Here is a 15,066-nt window from a genome sequence, read left to right on the forward strand (position 1 = left end):
AAGCGCCGTCACCGGGCGGCGCCGAACACGCGCGTGGCGAGGACGCATGCATTCCATCATCGACGAACACGCGTTGTATGTCGCGAGGCATCCTGGGCGCTTCATGCTCGAAACGCTCAAGGCGTTCCGAGCCAACCAGGGTTTGCTGCTCGCGGGCGCAGTCGCCTACTACGCGCTCCTTTCCATCGTGCCGCTGATGATTCTCATCGTTATCGCGCTATCGCGCATCGTGCCACAACATATTCTGCTGTCCGCGCTGGGGCATCTGCTGCAATGGCTGGTGCCGGGGCAATCGGAAGCGCTGGTGCGCGAACTGACCAATTTCCTTGCCCATCGCGCAGTGATCGGCTGGGTTCTGTTCATTACGATGCTGTTTTTCAGTTCGCTCGCGTTTACCGTGCTGGAAAACGCGATGTCGCTGATCTTCGTGCATCGCGTCGCGATACGGCGGCGGCACTTTTTACTCTCCGCCGTGATGCCCTATTGCTACATCCTTTTTCTCGGCGTCGGCGCGCTGATCGTCACTCTCGTATCGAGCGGGCTCGACGCCGTGGGCGCGGAGGGCATCGATGTATTCGGCACGCGCGTGTCGCTGCACGGACTCTCGCGCGTATTGCTGTACCTGCTGGGTCTTGCCGGTGAGATTTTCGTGCTGACGTCGATCTATATGGTCATGCCCGTGGGACGGCCGACGCTCAAGCACGCACTGTTCGGCGGCATTGTCGCGGCTGCGTTATGGGAAATCACGCGGCACGTGCTGGTCTGGTATTTCGCGACGCTCTCGCAAGTCAGCGTGGTGTATGGGTCGCTCACCATGGCGATCGTCATTCTATTCAGCCTCGAATGGCTCGCCACCTTGCTGCTGTTTGGCGCGCAGATCATCGCGCAATACGAGCGCTTCGGCCTGGAGCCGACCGGCGCGCCGAAACAGCCTATCAAAACAGGCTGAGCATTCGCTCCCCGCGGCTTCGCGCGAATCGAACGGTTCGTTGTCCTGTTGCTCCTGTTGCTCCTGTTGCTCCTGTTGCATACGTCGTCCATCCGGTTCTGCGCGGATTCATTTTTTGTGCGCCGGGGTGCCGCCACCTCCCGGAGGCTCGGCGTGCTCGCCTGTTCCGAGCGGCACTTCCGCTGTCTGCGCGGGATGCTCGGTCGAGCGCGGCGGATTCGTTTGCTGGTCGACGCCGGTCTGCACGACGGGCTCGATGCCGAGTGGGCTCGGCTCCACGTAATGCGTGCCGCTTGGCTTGTTGCGCTCTTTGACTTCAGGCGAAACGTCGGCCGCGCGCCCATGCTCGCGCGGGGTTTCGGAGTGGGCATCAGGGTGCTTGCCAGATTGCGAATCGGGGTTCATGTGGGGCGCTCCTTTCATCGACGGTGTCTTACTGGAGCAACCTGTGCAGCAACATTCGGACCGTGCGCGGCAGCGCCGGAGGCGCGGAGTGCACACGTGGTTTGGGCACACGCATTGCGGCATTAAAGGCGCAAGCGCCGGCGTCACTTTGTAAAAAGGAGAAACTCATGACGGTCACGACCATTCGCATATCGGATACCGAGGTGCAGGTCGAAAGAACGCTCTATACGTTCGCGCAGAAAAGCGAAGCGGATGCATTCGCCCAATGCGTAGTGAACGATTCGATCGACACCTGCTACCGCAACCATCCACCGCTTTCGGCGCGCCCTACGGTGCCGGACGAACATCCGGACGATCCGGGCCGCGGCAGTATGATCTCGCCTTCGCTCGGCGGCATGCCTTGAAACCCGGAGGTTCAGCGCAACTCGAGCCACAGCGGCTGATGATCGGACGAACGGCTGTGCGAATCCACGCCGCAAGCCGCGATGCGAGGCTTCAAATCTTCGGTGACGAAAACAAAGTCGCATGCGAACGGTCCGTCGGACCATTGTTCACGATCGTATAGGCCGACCGTCGAGGCGCGCGGCGCGTTTGGATGCGCGCAGGCCCAAGCGTCGGCGAATGCCGGCGCGTCCGGAATCGGTTCAAGCATTCTGCGGTACGCGGAATCTTCGAACGCGCTGTTGAAGTCCCCGCATACGATCGCGCTCATCGGGCGAGCCGTGTCGGCGAACGGACTGTCCGGCTTTTCCGCCTGCGCAGGACGGCGGGCATGGTCGCATGCCTCCCTGTGCACTTCGTGCAGCTTTGCCACTTGTGCCAGCCTTTGTGCTTCCGAGTAAAACTCGAGATGCGTGCAGATCACGCGCAACGGCCCGACGTCCGTGTCGATTACCGCTTCGAGCGCGGCGCGCAGCATTGACGGCTTCGCCGGGTCCGCCGGCCACGGCAATGAATGACGCAGCACCTGTCTGACAGGAAGATGGGTCACGATTGCATTGCCGAATTGGCGCCGCTGCCGCCCATTCCCGACCGGTGGAAGATCGGAGCCGATTACGTCGAACACCTGTGCGTGGGGCAGCAACGCGGCCAGCTCGGCGAATTGATCGGCGGAGGGGCCGCCCGCCAGTCCGCCCGCGGCGGGGCCCTCGTGAAAACCGCGCGTGACTTCCTGAAGGCAAAGAATGTCGAAATCGCACAGCGCTCCTGCTTCGCGCACGATGCGGGCGAAGTCGACGCGGCCATCCACACCGCGTCCCCATTGGATGTTCCAGTCAACGAGACGCATGACGTTCTCCCCTCCAGGCCACGCGTTCAGTTTAGTGCCGTTACCCGGGCCGCTTCCAGCATCGCTCTCCTGTACCGGACACCATCCCACAAACCGTACAGGTACTGTACCGGAATGCTTCGCTAGAATGCTCCATACGTTTTACTGATCGCCCCCGGAGCCACCCATGATGTCCTACCTCAGTCTCAGCGCGCTGCCCGCCGGCATCCTGTTCGCGCTCGTCACCACGATCACGCCCGGTCCGAACAATACGATGCTGCTCGCCTCGGGCGTCAACTTCGGCTTTCGCCGCACGCTGCCGCATCTCTCCGGCATCAGTGCTGGGGTTGTTCTGTTGATGCTGTCGGTAGGCATTGGTCTGGGCGAAGCCTTCGTGCACTTCCCGGTGTTGTACACGGTGCTCGAAGTCGCAAGCGTCGCGTATCTGCTGTATCTCGCGTGGAAAATCGGCACGTCGGGTGAACTGAAGGTCAAGAAAGGCGATCACCGGCCCATGAAGTTTTATGAAGCTATCGCGTTCCAGTGGGTCAATCCGAAAGCGTGGATGATGGTGCTGACGGCCGCCACCACGATCCATCTGAGCCAGAGCACCAGCATGAACGCGATCGCGATGGCGGCGATCTTTTACGTGATCGGTTTTCCGTGCATCTGCCTGTGGGCCGGGTTCGGCACCGCGATGCGGCGCGTGCTGTCAGACCCGAAGCGCTTGCGCATTTTCAACGTGGCGATGGCGCTGCTGCTGGTGCTCTCGCTGTATCCGATCGCGCTGAAGCTGCTCGGCCTGTCCGCCTGAGTACGTGCACCAGCACGAGCACGAGTACAAACGCAGCTGTGCTAGATCTCGCCGCGCCCGATTCGTTCGATGAAGCGCCACAGCGCGTCGTCGGTCGAATACGGCGCGTTGAAACGGAACCAGGCGCTCGGCGCATCGTCGGGACGAAAGTAGGAGCCGGGCGCGAGCCAGATGCCGTGCGTGAGCGCGGCGGTCGCCACTTCGCCCGCGCGTTCCGCCTCGATCGGCAGCCGCGCCCATAGAAACAGGCCGGCTCGCGGCCGGTGAAACAGTTCGAGACCGAGCGAATCGAGCCGCTCCTCGACGGTTGCGTGCGCGAGCTTGAGCCGCTCGTTCACGGCTTCGACGTGGCGCGCATAGCGCCCTTCGAGCAATACCTTATCGACGATCCGCTCGATCGCTTCCGACGAAGTCAAACCCACCGCCATCTTCGTGCGCGCCAGTTCGCGCAGCACCGCCCGCTCGGCGACCACATACCCGCAGCGCAGTCCCGGCGTCACCGTCTTCGAAAAACCGCCTACGTAGAGCACGCGCTGCAAGCCTTCCATCGCGGCAAACAGAGGCGCGCCGGGCGGCGCCAGCTCGCGGCTGACATCGTCTTCGATCACCCACATGCGCTGACGCTCGGCGATCTGCAACAGACGGAACGCCGCCGACATGCCGAACGTCACGCCGGTCGGATTCTGCAGCGTGGTGTTGACGAAAATCGCCTTCGGCTTGTGTTGCGCGACCAGCGCCTCTAGCACGTCGGTATCGACGCCCGCCGGCGTGCGCGGCACGCCGTGCACGACCAGCCCCGCGAGCTTGAGAATCTGCAGCAGATTGCAATAACCCGGATCTTCGACGATCACCGCGTCGCCCGCGCGCAGCAAGGTGCGCACGATCAGATCGAGCCCTTGCGTCGCGCCCTGCGTGAGCAGCACGTTGGAGACGTCGACCGGCAAACCGCGCCGGTCGAGCTGCTCGGCGATCCGCTCGCGCAGCGGCGCGAAACCGTACGGATGCCCGTAGTCGCCGAGCCGTGCCGCCGGCACCCGGCTCATGGCCCGCAGCGCATGCTGCAAACCCGTTTCGTTGATCCACTCGTTCGGCAGCCAGCCGCCGCCCGCCTTGATCGGCACCGAATGGTCGGCGAACACGTCGGACAGCAGCCAGGTCGCGGTCAGGCTCGGCGGTTGCCAGTCGGTCGGAGCGGCCCGTGCCGACTGCGCGCGCGCCGCGACCCGATAACCGGAGCCGCGCCGCGCCACTACAAGGCCCATCGAAACAAGACGGTTGTAGGCCTCCGTGACCGTGAAGGTGCTCAGCTCGTGGCTTTGCGCCAACTGCCGCACCGACGGCAACAGCGCGCCCGCGCGCAGCGACTGCGCTTCGATCGCGCTCGCGAAGCCCTGCACCACCTGCTCGACGAGCGTAGGCGCGGCGCGCCGGTCGCGCTCCAGTTGTAATTCGATCATGGTCAGAAGTGAGGAGTCGGCACAGTTATCGCGTTTCCACCAACACAGTTAGCGCCACACCGCGTCAACTGTTTATGCCGCCATTAAACCGCGAACGCTACAGTTTTGGCTATGCCCCAACGGAAGTCCCTTGGGGGACCACTTCGAGGAGAAAACCATGACTTCGCGCCCCGTCATCGACGATCTGTCGTCTTTCTGGATGCCGTTTACCGCCAACCGCCAGTTCAAGGCCGCGCCGCGCCTGCTGGAATCGGCCAAGGGCATGTATTACCGCACCACTGACGGGCGTGAAGTGCTCGACGGCTGCGCCGGTCTCTGGTGCGTGAACGCCGGCCACGGGCGCGACGAAATCGTGGCGGCGATTACCGAACAACTGTCGACGCTCGATTTCGCGCCGACCTTTCAGATGGGCCACCCGTTGGCGTTCGAAGCGGCCACCAAAGTCGCCGAACTGATGCCGGATGGCCTCGACCGGATCTTCTTCACGAACTCCGGCTCCGAATCGGTCGACACCGCCCTGAAAATCGCCCTCGCGTACCACCGTTCGCGCGGCGAAGGTCAGCGCACCCGTCTGATCGGGCGCGAGCGCGGCTATCACGGCGTGGGCTTCGGCGGCATTTCGGTCGGCGGTATCGCGCCGAACCGCAAGACCTTCTCCGGCGTGTTGCTGCCGGCGGTCGATCACCTGCCGCACACGCACAACCTTGAACACAACGCGTTTTCGAAAGGCCAGCCCGCCTGGGGCGCCCATCTCGCCGACGAACTCGAGCGCATTGTCACGCTGCACGATGCCTCGACGATTGCCGCCGTGATCGTCGAACCGGTGGCCGGCTCGACGGGTGTGCTGATTCCGCCGCAAGGCTATCTGCAGAAGCTGCGCGAAATTTGCACGAAGCACGGCATCCTGCTGATTTTCGACGAAGTGATTACCGCTTTTGGCCGCGTCGGCAAGGCAACGGCGAGCGAGTACTTCGGCGTGACGCCGGACCTGATCACGATGGCCAAGGCGATCAACAACGCCTCGATCCCGATGGGCGCAGTGGCCGCGAGCCGCACGATTCATGACTCGATCGTCAACAGCGGCGCACAGGGCGCCATCGAGCTATTCCACGGCTACACGTATTCGGCCCACCCGGCCGCGACCGCCGCTGCGGTTGCGACGCTCGACCTGTATCGCCGCGAAGGCCTGTTCGAGCGCGCTGCGACGATGGCGCCGAAGTTCGAAGCCGCGGCTCACTCGCTGCGGGGCGCCAAGCATGTGAAGGACGTGCGCAACCTCGGCATGATCGCGGGCGTCGAACTCGAGCCGCGCGACGGCGCGCCGGGTGCGCGAGCTTACGAAGCGTTCGTGAAGTGCTTCGAAGCGGGCGTGCTAGTGCGCTTTACCGGCGACATCCTCGCGTTCTCGCCGCCGCTCATCATCGACGAAGAGCAGATCGCGCACATCTTCAAGACCGTGGGCGACGTGCTGGCGACCGTGCAGTAAGCAGGGCTCGTGGAAAGGGGCGGCGCGCGTGGGGTGCGCGCGCCGCTTCGCTGCCCGCCTTGCGTGGGCCGACATCGATCCTCTCTCAGGTGCGAGGCATCGACACAGTGCGGCCGGTTTCCATCATGCGCCGCACGTCTGTTCAGGTACTCCCTTACTTCAATGATGCGCGCGGGTAGCCCTGGTGTGCGCAGCTTTCTTCGCTGCGGCCGAGCGGCCCGCGGCGCCCTTCGTCGCGGCGGCTTTCTTCGCTGCTGCGGAACGGCTCGCCGCTGGACGTTTTGCTGCGGCCGACTTCGTTTGCTTCGACAAAGCCGTGCGCGATACACCGGCGGTGCTTTCACGCTTCAATGCGTTGGTTGCGGCACGTGAGCGTTTCGCTGCCGATTCGCCGTTCGCGCTCTTTTTCGCCGTGCTTTTGTGCTGACCCGCCGCGTTATCTTTCGCTGCTTTCTTGCGGGTTGCCTCGCTGGCCGTGCCCTTCTTCGGCGACTTCACCGCAACGCCTGCACGGCGCGCTTCTGACAGACCGATTGCTATGGCCTGCTTGGCCGATCTCACACCGTGCTTGCCGGCGCGCACCCTGTCGACCTGCTCCTTGATGAATTCGCCGGCCTGGGTACTTGATGCCTTGCCGGCACGCTTATCGGCTTGGGCACGCTTGATGGTTTTCTGTTCGGGCATGACAGTTCTCCGGTTAGCTGTTGACTCTGTGGACTGAGCAACGCGTGTGCCGGGGTTGTGTGCCGCAAGGGCCGATGTGGTTCGAGGAGGTATTTACTGAAGATTTGGCACTTTTTTATGTGATGCGGCGGGCATCGGTATGGGCGTCGACGGCCGCATGGTTAGGCATGGGGGAGGCTCGTTGCGGTGCAGCGAAAGTTGGGGAAGTTGCCTTGTGACGCTCGCGCATAGCGTCTGGACGGCGTATCGTGATGGCAAGGGTTGGCGCCGTGGTCCGGCCCGACGGGAGACGTCCATGAAGATACCTACCGTTCGCGCAGGCGCGCATATCGAGGGTGTGCATTGGGTTGCCGAATATGCTGAAGACGTTCACGAGATTCGCGTGTTTCGTGAAGGGCAGGAAGTGGATGTGCACGATGCGCCGCCGGCGTTGTTTGGCGACGAGGAGAATGCCGGGTCAAAGAGCACGGCCGATCATCGGGGGGTGGAAGCCGCTGTGCTGGCTTATTTGAGGCGGTTTGTGATTGAGCATGATGCGGAGGAATGAGGATTTGAGTTTTTGCCTGTTCGGCGGTTTTGTTTGTTGATCTGGATTTTGGGCGGTGCCTTGCTGGGTTCGTGGTTTGTTTCGGGTTGGTCTTTTGGCCTTTCCTTGAATTGTTAGTGGTCTATTAGCGTTGCCCCTGTGCGGGGCGGCACCTACTTTTCTTTGCCTGCCGCAAAGAAAAGTAGGCAAAAGAAAGCGGCTCACACCGCCAGCTCATAAGCGGGTCCCCCGCGCAGCCACGGTAGTGGTGCATCTGGAATCTGTCGCCTCGCGCACTCAGCGCCGTTGACACAGGGCTCATCAGCTCCCACTCCGCACTGCGTGCGTCGCGGACGGGTCTGCCAGGGAAACCAGCGGGGCGCCTGGTACACCTGATGGTTTTGGAAAATGGGTTTCGGCGGCGCAGCGCCGCCGGAGGTATGACTGCCTTGTCACTAAGGCGAAGTGTGCGAGGCGACAGATTCCAGATGCACCACTACCGCTACTGTGCGGGGGACCCGCTTAAGAACTAGCGGTTTGAGCCGCTTTCTTTTGCCTACTTTTCTTTGCGGCAGGCAAAGAAAAGTAGGTGCCGCCCCGCACAGGGGCAACGCTAATAGACCACTAACAATTCAAGGAAAGGCCAAAAGACCAACACCAGAACAGACCACGAACCCTGCCCTGCAAGGAAGAGCCCAAAATCCAGATCAACAACAAAACCGCCGAACAGGCAAAAACCCCCCTCACTCCGCCGCCCTCAACTTCTTAACCTCAGCATCCGACGGCTGCACACTAGCGCCGTCCACATACCGATAAGAAGTCATCACCCCCTTCCCATCCTTAACCCCGGTAACCCCAACAAACGCCCCCATTGTCGACTGATTATCCTGAGCCCGATAAGTAATCGGCCCGAAGGGCGTATCCACCCCTAAGCCCTTGAACGCGGCAGCAAGCTTATCCGGATCCGTAGACCCAGCCTTCCTGATCCCCGCCGCAATCGACATCAGCGCCGAATACCCCACCACCGACCCAAGCCTCGGATAATCGTGGTACTTCGCCTGATACGCATCCACAAACTTCTTGTTCGCCGCCGTATCGATCGAATACCACGGGTACCCCGTCACGATCCAGCCAGTCGGCGCCTCCGCCCCCAACGGATCGAGATAATCCGGCTCGCCCGTCAGCAACGACACCACGCTGCGATCCTTGAACAAGCCCCGCGTATTACCTTCTCGCACAAACTTGCCGAGATCGGCGCCAAACAGCACGTTGAAAATCGCATCCGGCTTCGCATCGGCAAGCGCCTGCGTGACCGCGCCCGCGTCGACATTGCCCAGCGGCGTCGCCTGCTCTGCAACAAACTGCACGTCCGGCTGCGCCGCCGTCATCAGCTTCTTGAACGTCGCCACCGCCGATTGCCCATACTCGTAATTCGGATACACGAGCGCCCAGCGCTTCTTCTTCAGCTTCACCGCCTCAGGCACCAGCATCGCAACCTGCATGTACGTCGATGGACGCAGTCGGTACGTATATTTGTTGCCGTCGGCCCAAACGATCTTGTCCGTCAACGGCTCGGCCGCGAGGAAGAAAATCTTCTTCTGCTTGGCAAAGTCAGTCAACGCAAGACCCGTGTTCGACAGGAAACCGCCGAACAGTAATTGCACCTGCTCACGTGCAATCAATTCCTGCGCGACACGGATCGTGTCGCCCGGATTGCCGTTGTCGTCGCGCGACACCACTTCGAGTTGCTTGCCCAATACACCGCCCGCCGCATTCACCTGGTCGAGCGCGAGATTCCAGCCGTTCTTGTAAGGTCCGAGAAAGGCCGGCTGCGCCTTGTAGCTGTTGATCTCACCGATCTTGATGGTCTGCTGCGCGCTCGCGCCGACAGCCGCGAGCGATAGAACCGTTGAAACCGTGAGGCGAGAGATCCATCCTGCGCGCGTGGTCATGCGTTTCTCCGTTATCAAAAGGATTGCGGGAATGCGGTCTTTTTATCAAGCGTTGAAGCGTTTCGTGATTCGTTCAACGGTTCGCCCGGTAATTCCTTCAGCGAGCCGTGCTGCAAGTTCTGTTGCACACCGGCGGGGCAATGCGTTCGGCGACTTCACTCTGCCCGCGGCGCCGCGCGGATTCTGGCGACGCTTGCCGCGACGTCCTGCCATGCCGGTTTGCCGCCGGCGAATTGCTGACGCAGGTAGGACACGAGTTCGGCGACCTGCGCGTCGTTGAAACTATCACGGTAAGCCGGCATCGTACCGAGTTCGGGACGCGCAGGCGAGCCGATACCATCGAGAATCACGCGAATCAGATTATCAGGCGTCGCGCTGTGCAGATTCGTGTTAAGCGCCAGCGACGGATGCGCACCAAACAATTGCGGCCCGCTACCGGTGTGATGACAGGCAGCACACGCGCCATCGAACAGGCGTGCGCCAGGACCGGTTGCGGTACCCGTTATCGTGCTGGCCTGCTCATATTGACGCGCCATGGCCGCCGGATCCGCGTTGGCCTCGAGAGGATTCAACGAGGCCAGATACGTGGCCATCGCGCGAATATCGCTGTCGGGCAAAGCCGCCAGATCGTTGACGACCGGAGCCATCGGGCCGGCCGCCACGCCATGCAAGGGCGCGTGGCCGTAGCGCAGATAGCTGAACAGTTCGTCTTCGCTCCAGGGTACGGGCGCGTTGGAAAGCGTCGACAGCGCGGGCGCTTCCCATCCGTCCGCCATGCCGCCGCCCATGAAAGCGGCGCCGGTTTTCTCGGCGCCGAATGCGTTGCGCGGCGTATGGCATGCGCTGCAATGGCCGAGACCGTTCACCAGGTACGCTCCGCGATTCCATTGCGCGCTTTGCGTCGCATCGGCGGGCAAAGGGTTGCGTCCAAGGAAAAGCCCGTTCCATACGGCCATCAGAGGACGCACGCTGAACGGATACGCCAGCTTCGTTTCCGGCGGGCGCGAGCGCACCGGCGTCTGTGCCATCAGGTAAGCGTAAAGCGCCTTGAGGTCGTCGTCGGAGGTGTTTTTGAACGACGTGTAGGGGAACGCGGGATACAGACGATGCCCGTCGCGGCTGATACCTTGCCGCATCGCCCGCACGAACGCGTCGAGCGACCATGTACCGATGCCCGTTAGTCCGTCGGGCGTGATGTTGGTGCTATACACGGTGCCGAATGGCGTATCGAGCGGTTTGCCACCCGCGTTCGGCACGCCATTGTGGGCAGTATGGCAAACCGCGCAGTTACCCAGCGACGCGAGCAGCTTGCCGCGCGCCACCAGTTCGGGCGCGAACGCGCTCGCGAGCGGCGGCGCAATCGGCGCAATGGCTGCCGGCGACATGGCCAGTACGCCCAGCCAGCCGACCGCGCCCGCGGCGAGCGTGCCGAGAAAGCCGAATCGCCAGCGCTTCCTGCTGCGTGCAGTGGCTTCCTGCGCTTGCGCATCGGCGAGCGCGGCGCGAATCGTTTCAGGCGTGAACGGCGGCCTGCGAAAACGCACCCCTGTCGCGTCATATAACGCGTTGGCGATCGCTGCGGCACCGGGCAGCGAAGCCGATTCGCCGGTGCCCATCGGCGGCTCGCCGTGACGCGGCATCATCACCACGTCGATTACCGGCACTTCACGGAAAGTCAGAATCGGGTACGCGCCCCACTCCTGACTTGTCACCGCATTCTCGCCGAACGTCACGCGTTCTTTCAGCGCGCGGCTGGTTGCCTGGATCACGTTGCCGTGAATCTGATGGCGCACGCCATCCGGATTCACCATCGTGCCGGTGTCCTGCCCGACCACTACGCGCGTCACCGCAAGCTCGCCGCTCTTGCGGTTCACCTCGACGTCGGCAACCCACGCGGACCAAGCCGCGCCGAAGCCGGGGAATTTGCTGTGCACGTAGCGGGCGTACGCGAAACCTCTGCCGCGCGCAACGTCGCCCTGTTCCTGAGCCTCGTCTTTAAACGCGGCGGTACGAGGCTGCCAGCCGGCTTTCTCAGCCACAGCCTTGACGAGATCGATCGCCCGCGGATCAGTGAGATGTTTCAGCCGAAACTCAACGGGGTCCGCGCCCGCTTGCGCCGCGAGCTCGTCGATGAAAGATTCATGCGCGAACGTGTTCGGCAACGCGGACACGCCTCTTAGCCAGGACGCGCGCACGATCGGCGGCGTGTCGTCGCAAACGATGCGCATGGTCCGGTAGTCGTACGGCGGCACGGCCGTGCGGTCGCCCATTTCGAAGACTTGCGGCTGCGGGGACAGGGTTCCGGTAAGCAACAGCGCCAACGTGGGGGCGTCGTTCGATGGATAGCGCGTTGCGAAATCGTAGGCGGCGAGTTCGCCTTGCGCGCCTAAAGCGCCGCGCACGTCCATCAATTGCGCTGCACCCTTGGGCTCCCAGGCATGCTCGTCTTCGCGCGAGAGTTGCACACGCACGGGACTGCCGGTTGCGCGCGAGAGCAGCGCGGCATCGGCGGCGACGTCGTCCGCGCAATTGCGGCCATAGCACCCGGCCGCATCCATGCGCACGATTTCGATGTGCGCTTCGTCCAGCGGCATCAGCAGAGCGAGGTCGGCGCGCAACGAATGGGGATTCTGCGTACCCGACCAGACCTTCAGTGTCCCTTCCCGGTAGTCGGCCACCGCGCACGACGGTCCAATCGACGCATGCATCTGAAACGGCCATACGTAGGTGCGTTCCAACGTTCGGGCCGGGTCTTGCGCAAGCGCTGCGTCCATGTCGCCTTCGATCACCAGATCGCGCCGGCTGGCCGGATTGGCTCTTAGCGCGGCCTCCACTTCCTCGCTGGTTTCGAGCGGCGGCAAACCTTCTACTGTTTTCCACCGTACATCCAACCGCTTCACCGCCTGCTGCGCGATCTCTTCGCGCTCAGCGACAATACCCACGAAATCGCGGATCACCACTACCTTGACGATGCCGGGCAAGTCACGAAGGGAATCTTCATCGACATGCAACAGGCTATTGCCGATGAACTCGCCCTGCGCGATTCCCGCGTAAGGCGGCCGTACGACACGGCCGTGCAGCATGCCCGGCACGCGCACGTCATGCACGAAGCTCAGTTCTCCGGTGGCCTTCGCGGGAATATCGACACGCGGCGAGCTCTTGCCGACGATCCTGTACGTGTCGGGTGACTTCAAAGGCGCGTCGGTGGCGAGTGTCAGTTCAATACGCCGGCCGGCGATCAGTTCGCCGTAGCTCAGACCTTTGATGGTGTCGTCGTCACGTTGAAAGATCACGCCGTCGCGCACATCGAGTTGCGCCGGATCGACCTTCAAACGCGCGGCCGCTTCGGTCAGCAGGAATTGCCGGGCTTGCGCGGCTGCATGCCGTAACGGCACGGCCGATATCTGGATCGTCGCGCTCGCGATCGTCGGACCCTGATTCGGCGCCTCATTCGTATGACCCAGTACGATCGACACGCGCGTCAACGGCACATCCAGTTCTTCCGCGACGATCTGCGCGAGCGCTGTGCCTATGCCGGTACCGAGATCGACGTGACCGTTGAACGCGACCACACTGCCGTCGTCGCGCACGACAAGAAACATGTCGGCTTGCGTCGGTACGAACGTGGAGCGCGACCCCGGCTGCCCAATCGGCGCGCGCACCGGCGGTTGCGGCGGCCGCGTGACGAGCAGCACACTCTGCGCGTCGTAGAGGTGCTGCCGCGACGGCGGCGCGGCCCGCCGATCGACGCTGAAATCCGGCCCGGTCATGCCTGCGCTCCCCGATCCGGCACCGCTTGCACGGCAAGCAATTCCGCTGCGCGCTGAACCGCGCGCACGATCTCGACATGCGTGCCGCAGCGGCAGAGATTGCGCGACAATTCCCGCCGAATCGTTTCGACACCCGGATGCGGATCGCGATCGAGCAACGCTTTGGCGGTCATGATCATGCCGTTCAGGCAATAGCCGCACTGTGCGGCCTGTTCCTCGATAAATGCCTGCTGTACCGGATGCAGCGCGGTACGCGTACCCAATCCTTCGAGCGTGGTGATCTCGCGCCCCAGCGCAACCTTCGCGGTCGTCACGCACGAGCGCGTCGGCATGCCATCGAGCAATACCGTGCACGCGCCGCATTCGCCGAGACCACATCCGAATTTCGGACCGTTCAATGCGAGGTCGTTGCGCAGCAGATAAAGCAGCGGCGTATCGGCAGCGGCGCTGACCAGATGGGTCGCGCCGTTGACGTGCAGCGCAAGAGGCGCCGGACGGTTCATGGGAGTACCGGCCACGCCGTGCGGAAGGCGCTCAAAGCACCACCGGCACTTCGGTCGCCGGTGGCGTATTGCGGCTGCGCCTGCAGCGGATCAGCCCGTCGATCATCACCATGCCGACGCCGGGAATATCGCCCAGTTGCACGCTTTCCAGCAGCGTATCGGCCGCCGTGTGCTGTGCGCGATCCATGAAGACCAGATCGGCGGGACGCCCCACTTCGATCAATCCCTGACGCAGATTGCGTTGCCGCGCGGTGTTGCCGGTCGCAAAACAGAAAGCGATTTCAGCCGGGACATCCGCGAGACTCGAGATCAGCGCGATCATCCGCAGAATGCCGAGCGGTTGCACGCCGGAACCCGCCGGGCTATCCGTGCCGAGAATAATCCGGTGCGGACACTTCAATTCGATCGCATGGCGCGCGGTGAGCAGGGCGATCCGTTCATTACCGTTGTGAACGATCTCCAGCGCGCGGCTCGATTGCTCGCACAGATCGCATACGTGCCGATAGGACAGCGAGGTATGGCCGCCGTTGATGTGGCCGATCACGTCCGCGTCGGCAGCGAGCACCACGTCCCGATCGATCAGGCCCGAGCCGGGAATCGACGGGCCACCCGTGTGAATCGTGCTTTGAATGCCGTACTTGCGGGCCCACGCCACCATCTGTGCGGCTTCCTCGCCGCCCTTCACACTGCCCAGACCGACCTCACCGAGCAGCTTCACGCCCGCTTCCGAAAGCTCCTTGAAGTCCTCTTCGACCATGCCCTTCTCGATCACTGGCGCGCCCGCCATGACCTTCACGCCGCCACCGACACCCGCGCCGCGCATCCCTTCGAACGAACGCTGCGCGGTAATCGCGAGCGCCTTGACGCCGAGTACGTCTTTCGGACGCCCAGGCAAGTGCACTTCGCCGGCGGAGATCATGGTCGTCACGCCACCGTTCAGATTCGACTCGATCCAGCCCATCTGATTCTGCCGCGGCGTCCAGTCGCCGAACACCGGATGCACGTGGGAGTCGATCAGGCCCGGCGCGACCGCGGTGCCTTTGCAGTCGACCGTGGTTCGCGCGCCCTCGAGGTCACAGTCTTTCTCCCGGCCGATCGCGACGATCACGCCGTCGTCGATCACCAGCGTGTTCGCATCGAGAATCGGTTTGTCGATGTCGCCGGATAACAGCAGACCGATGTTCGTTACGGCGACCTTGCCCGACAAGCCTGTCAACGTCTCTGCTGCCATCTGCCTCTCCTTTCGCAACGAC

13 protein-coding genes are annotated in these 15,066 nt (G+C 62.9%); 5 read left to right on the forward strand and 8 right to left on the reverse strand.

The features are described 5' to 3' along the window. The first annotated feature begins 46 nt into the window (after nt 1-46). On the forward strand, nt 47-949 hold the full coding sequence (locus tag HWX91_RS10900) for a YihY/virulence factor BrkB family protein (protein ID WP_028198408.1): 903 nt from the start codon (nt 47-49) through the stop codon (nt 947-949). Between the two features lie 108 nt (nt 950-1,057). On the opposite strand, the gene HWX91_RS10905 is transcribed toward HWX91_RS10900, so the two are convergent. Next, the gene (locus HWX91_RS10905; RefSeq protein WP_102857542.1) at nt 1,058-1,354 is read right to left on the reverse strand and encodes a hypothetical protein; all 297 of its coding nucleotides are present in this window, start codon (nt 1,352-1,354) and stop codon (nt 1,058-1,060) included. 167 nt (nt 1,355-1,521) lie between these two features. Between HWX91_RS10905 and HWX91_RS10910 the strand changes: the two genes are divergently transcribed. Next, nucleotides 1,522-1,758 (forward strand): hypothetical protein, encoded by a 237-nt coding sequence (locus HWX91_RS10910; protein WP_028198410.1) that lies wholly within the window; start codon nt 1,522-1,524, stop codon nt 1,756-1,758. Nucleotides 1,759-1,769: 11 nt separating this feature from the next. Here HWX91_RS10910 and HWX91_RS10915 read toward each other — a convergent pair whose 3' ends face one another. Further along, nucleotides 1,770-2,642, reverse strand: coding sequence for an endonuclease/exonuclease/phosphatase family protein (locus HWX91_RS10915; RefSeq protein WP_028198411.1), 873 nt, complete (start codon nt 2,640-2,642; stop codon nt 1,770-1,772). A gap of 169 nt (nt 2,643-2,811) precedes the next feature. Here HWX91_RS10915 and HWX91_RS10920 point away from each other — a divergent pair, with 169 nt between their 5' ends. Further along, complete coding sequence (locus HWX91_RS10920; RefSeq protein WP_028198412.1) at nt 2,812-3,435, forward strand: LysE family translocator; 624 nt, start codon at nt 2,812-2,814, stop codon at nt 3,433-3,435. 41 nt (nt 3,436-3,476) lie between these two features. Here HWX91_RS10920 and HWX91_RS10925 read toward each other — a convergent pair whose 3' ends face one another. After that, entirely contained in the window at nt 3,477-4,892 is a 1,416-nt protein-coding gene (locus HWX91_RS10925) for an aminotransferase-like domain-containing protein (RefSeq protein WP_028198413.1), read from the reverse strand. A gap of 157 nt (nt 4,893-5,049) precedes the next feature. Here HWX91_RS10925 and aptA point away from each other — a divergent pair, with 157 nt between their 5' ends. Continuing rightward, nucleotides 5,050-6,378, forward strand: coding sequence for an omega-aminotransferase AptA (aptA, locus tag HWX91_RS10930; protein WP_028198414.1), 1,329 nt, complete (start codon nt 5,050-5,052; stop codon nt 6,376-6,378). A gap of 159 nt (nt 6,379-6,537) precedes the next feature. On the opposite strand, the gene HWX91_RS10935 is transcribed toward aptA, so the two are convergent. After that, nucleotides 6,538-7,062, reverse strand: coding sequence for a DUF6496 domain-containing protein (locus tag HWX91_RS10935; RefSeq protein ID WP_028198415.1), 525 nt, complete (start codon nt 7,060-7,062; stop codon nt 6,538-6,540). A 295-nt stretch (nt 7,063-7,357) separates the two neighbouring features. On the opposite strand from HWX91_RS10935, the gene HWX91_RS10940 reads away from it, so the two are divergent. Next, nucleotides 7,358-7,609: a hypothetical protein gene (locus tag HWX91_RS10940; RefSeq protein ID WP_028198416.1), complete on the forward strand. Its 252-nt coding sequence runs from the start codon at nt 7,358-7,360 to the stop codon at nt 7,607-7,609. Between the two features lie 722 nt (nt 7,610-8,331). On the opposite strand, the gene HWX91_RS10945 is transcribed toward HWX91_RS10940, so the two are convergent. The 4 genes from HWX91_RS10945 to HWX91_RS10960 form a co-directional block, all read right to left on the reverse strand. Continuing rightward, complete coding sequence (locus tag HWX91_RS10945) at nt 8,332-9,540, reverse strand: ABC transporter substrate-binding protein (RefSeq protein WP_028200503.1); 1,209 nt, start codon at nt 9,538-9,540, stop codon at nt 8,332-8,334. A gap of 155 nt (nt 9,541-9,695) precedes the next feature. Next, nucleotides 9,696-13,310, reverse strand: coding sequence for a molybdopterin cofactor-binding domain-containing protein (locus HWX91_RS10950; RefSeq protein WP_028200504.1), 3,615 nt, complete (start codon nt 13,308-13,310; stop codon nt 9,696-9,698). After that, nucleotides 13,307-13,813, reverse strand: coding sequence for a (2Fe-2S)-binding protein (locus tag HWX91_RS10955; RefSeq protein ID WP_028200505.1), 507 nt, complete (start codon nt 13,811-13,813; stop codon nt 13,307-13,309). The genes HWX91_RS10950 and HWX91_RS10955 overlap by 4 nt, the downstream gene beginning before the upstream one ends. 31 nt (nt 13,814-13,844) lie before the next feature. Beyond that, nucleotides 13,845-15,044 (reverse strand): amidohydrolase family protein, encoded by a 1,200-nt coding sequence (locus HWX91_RS10960; protein ID WP_028200506.1) that lies wholly within the window; start codon nt 15,042-15,044, stop codon nt 13,845-13,847. Nucleotides 15,045-15,066: the final 22 nt, after the last annotated feature.

Source organism: Paraburkholderia fungorum, from assembly GCF_902833645.1.
In the GTDB taxonomy this organism is placed as follows: domain Bacteria; phylum Pseudomonadota; class Gammaproteobacteria; order Burkholderiales; family Burkholderiaceae; genus Paraburkholderia; species Paraburkholderia fungorum.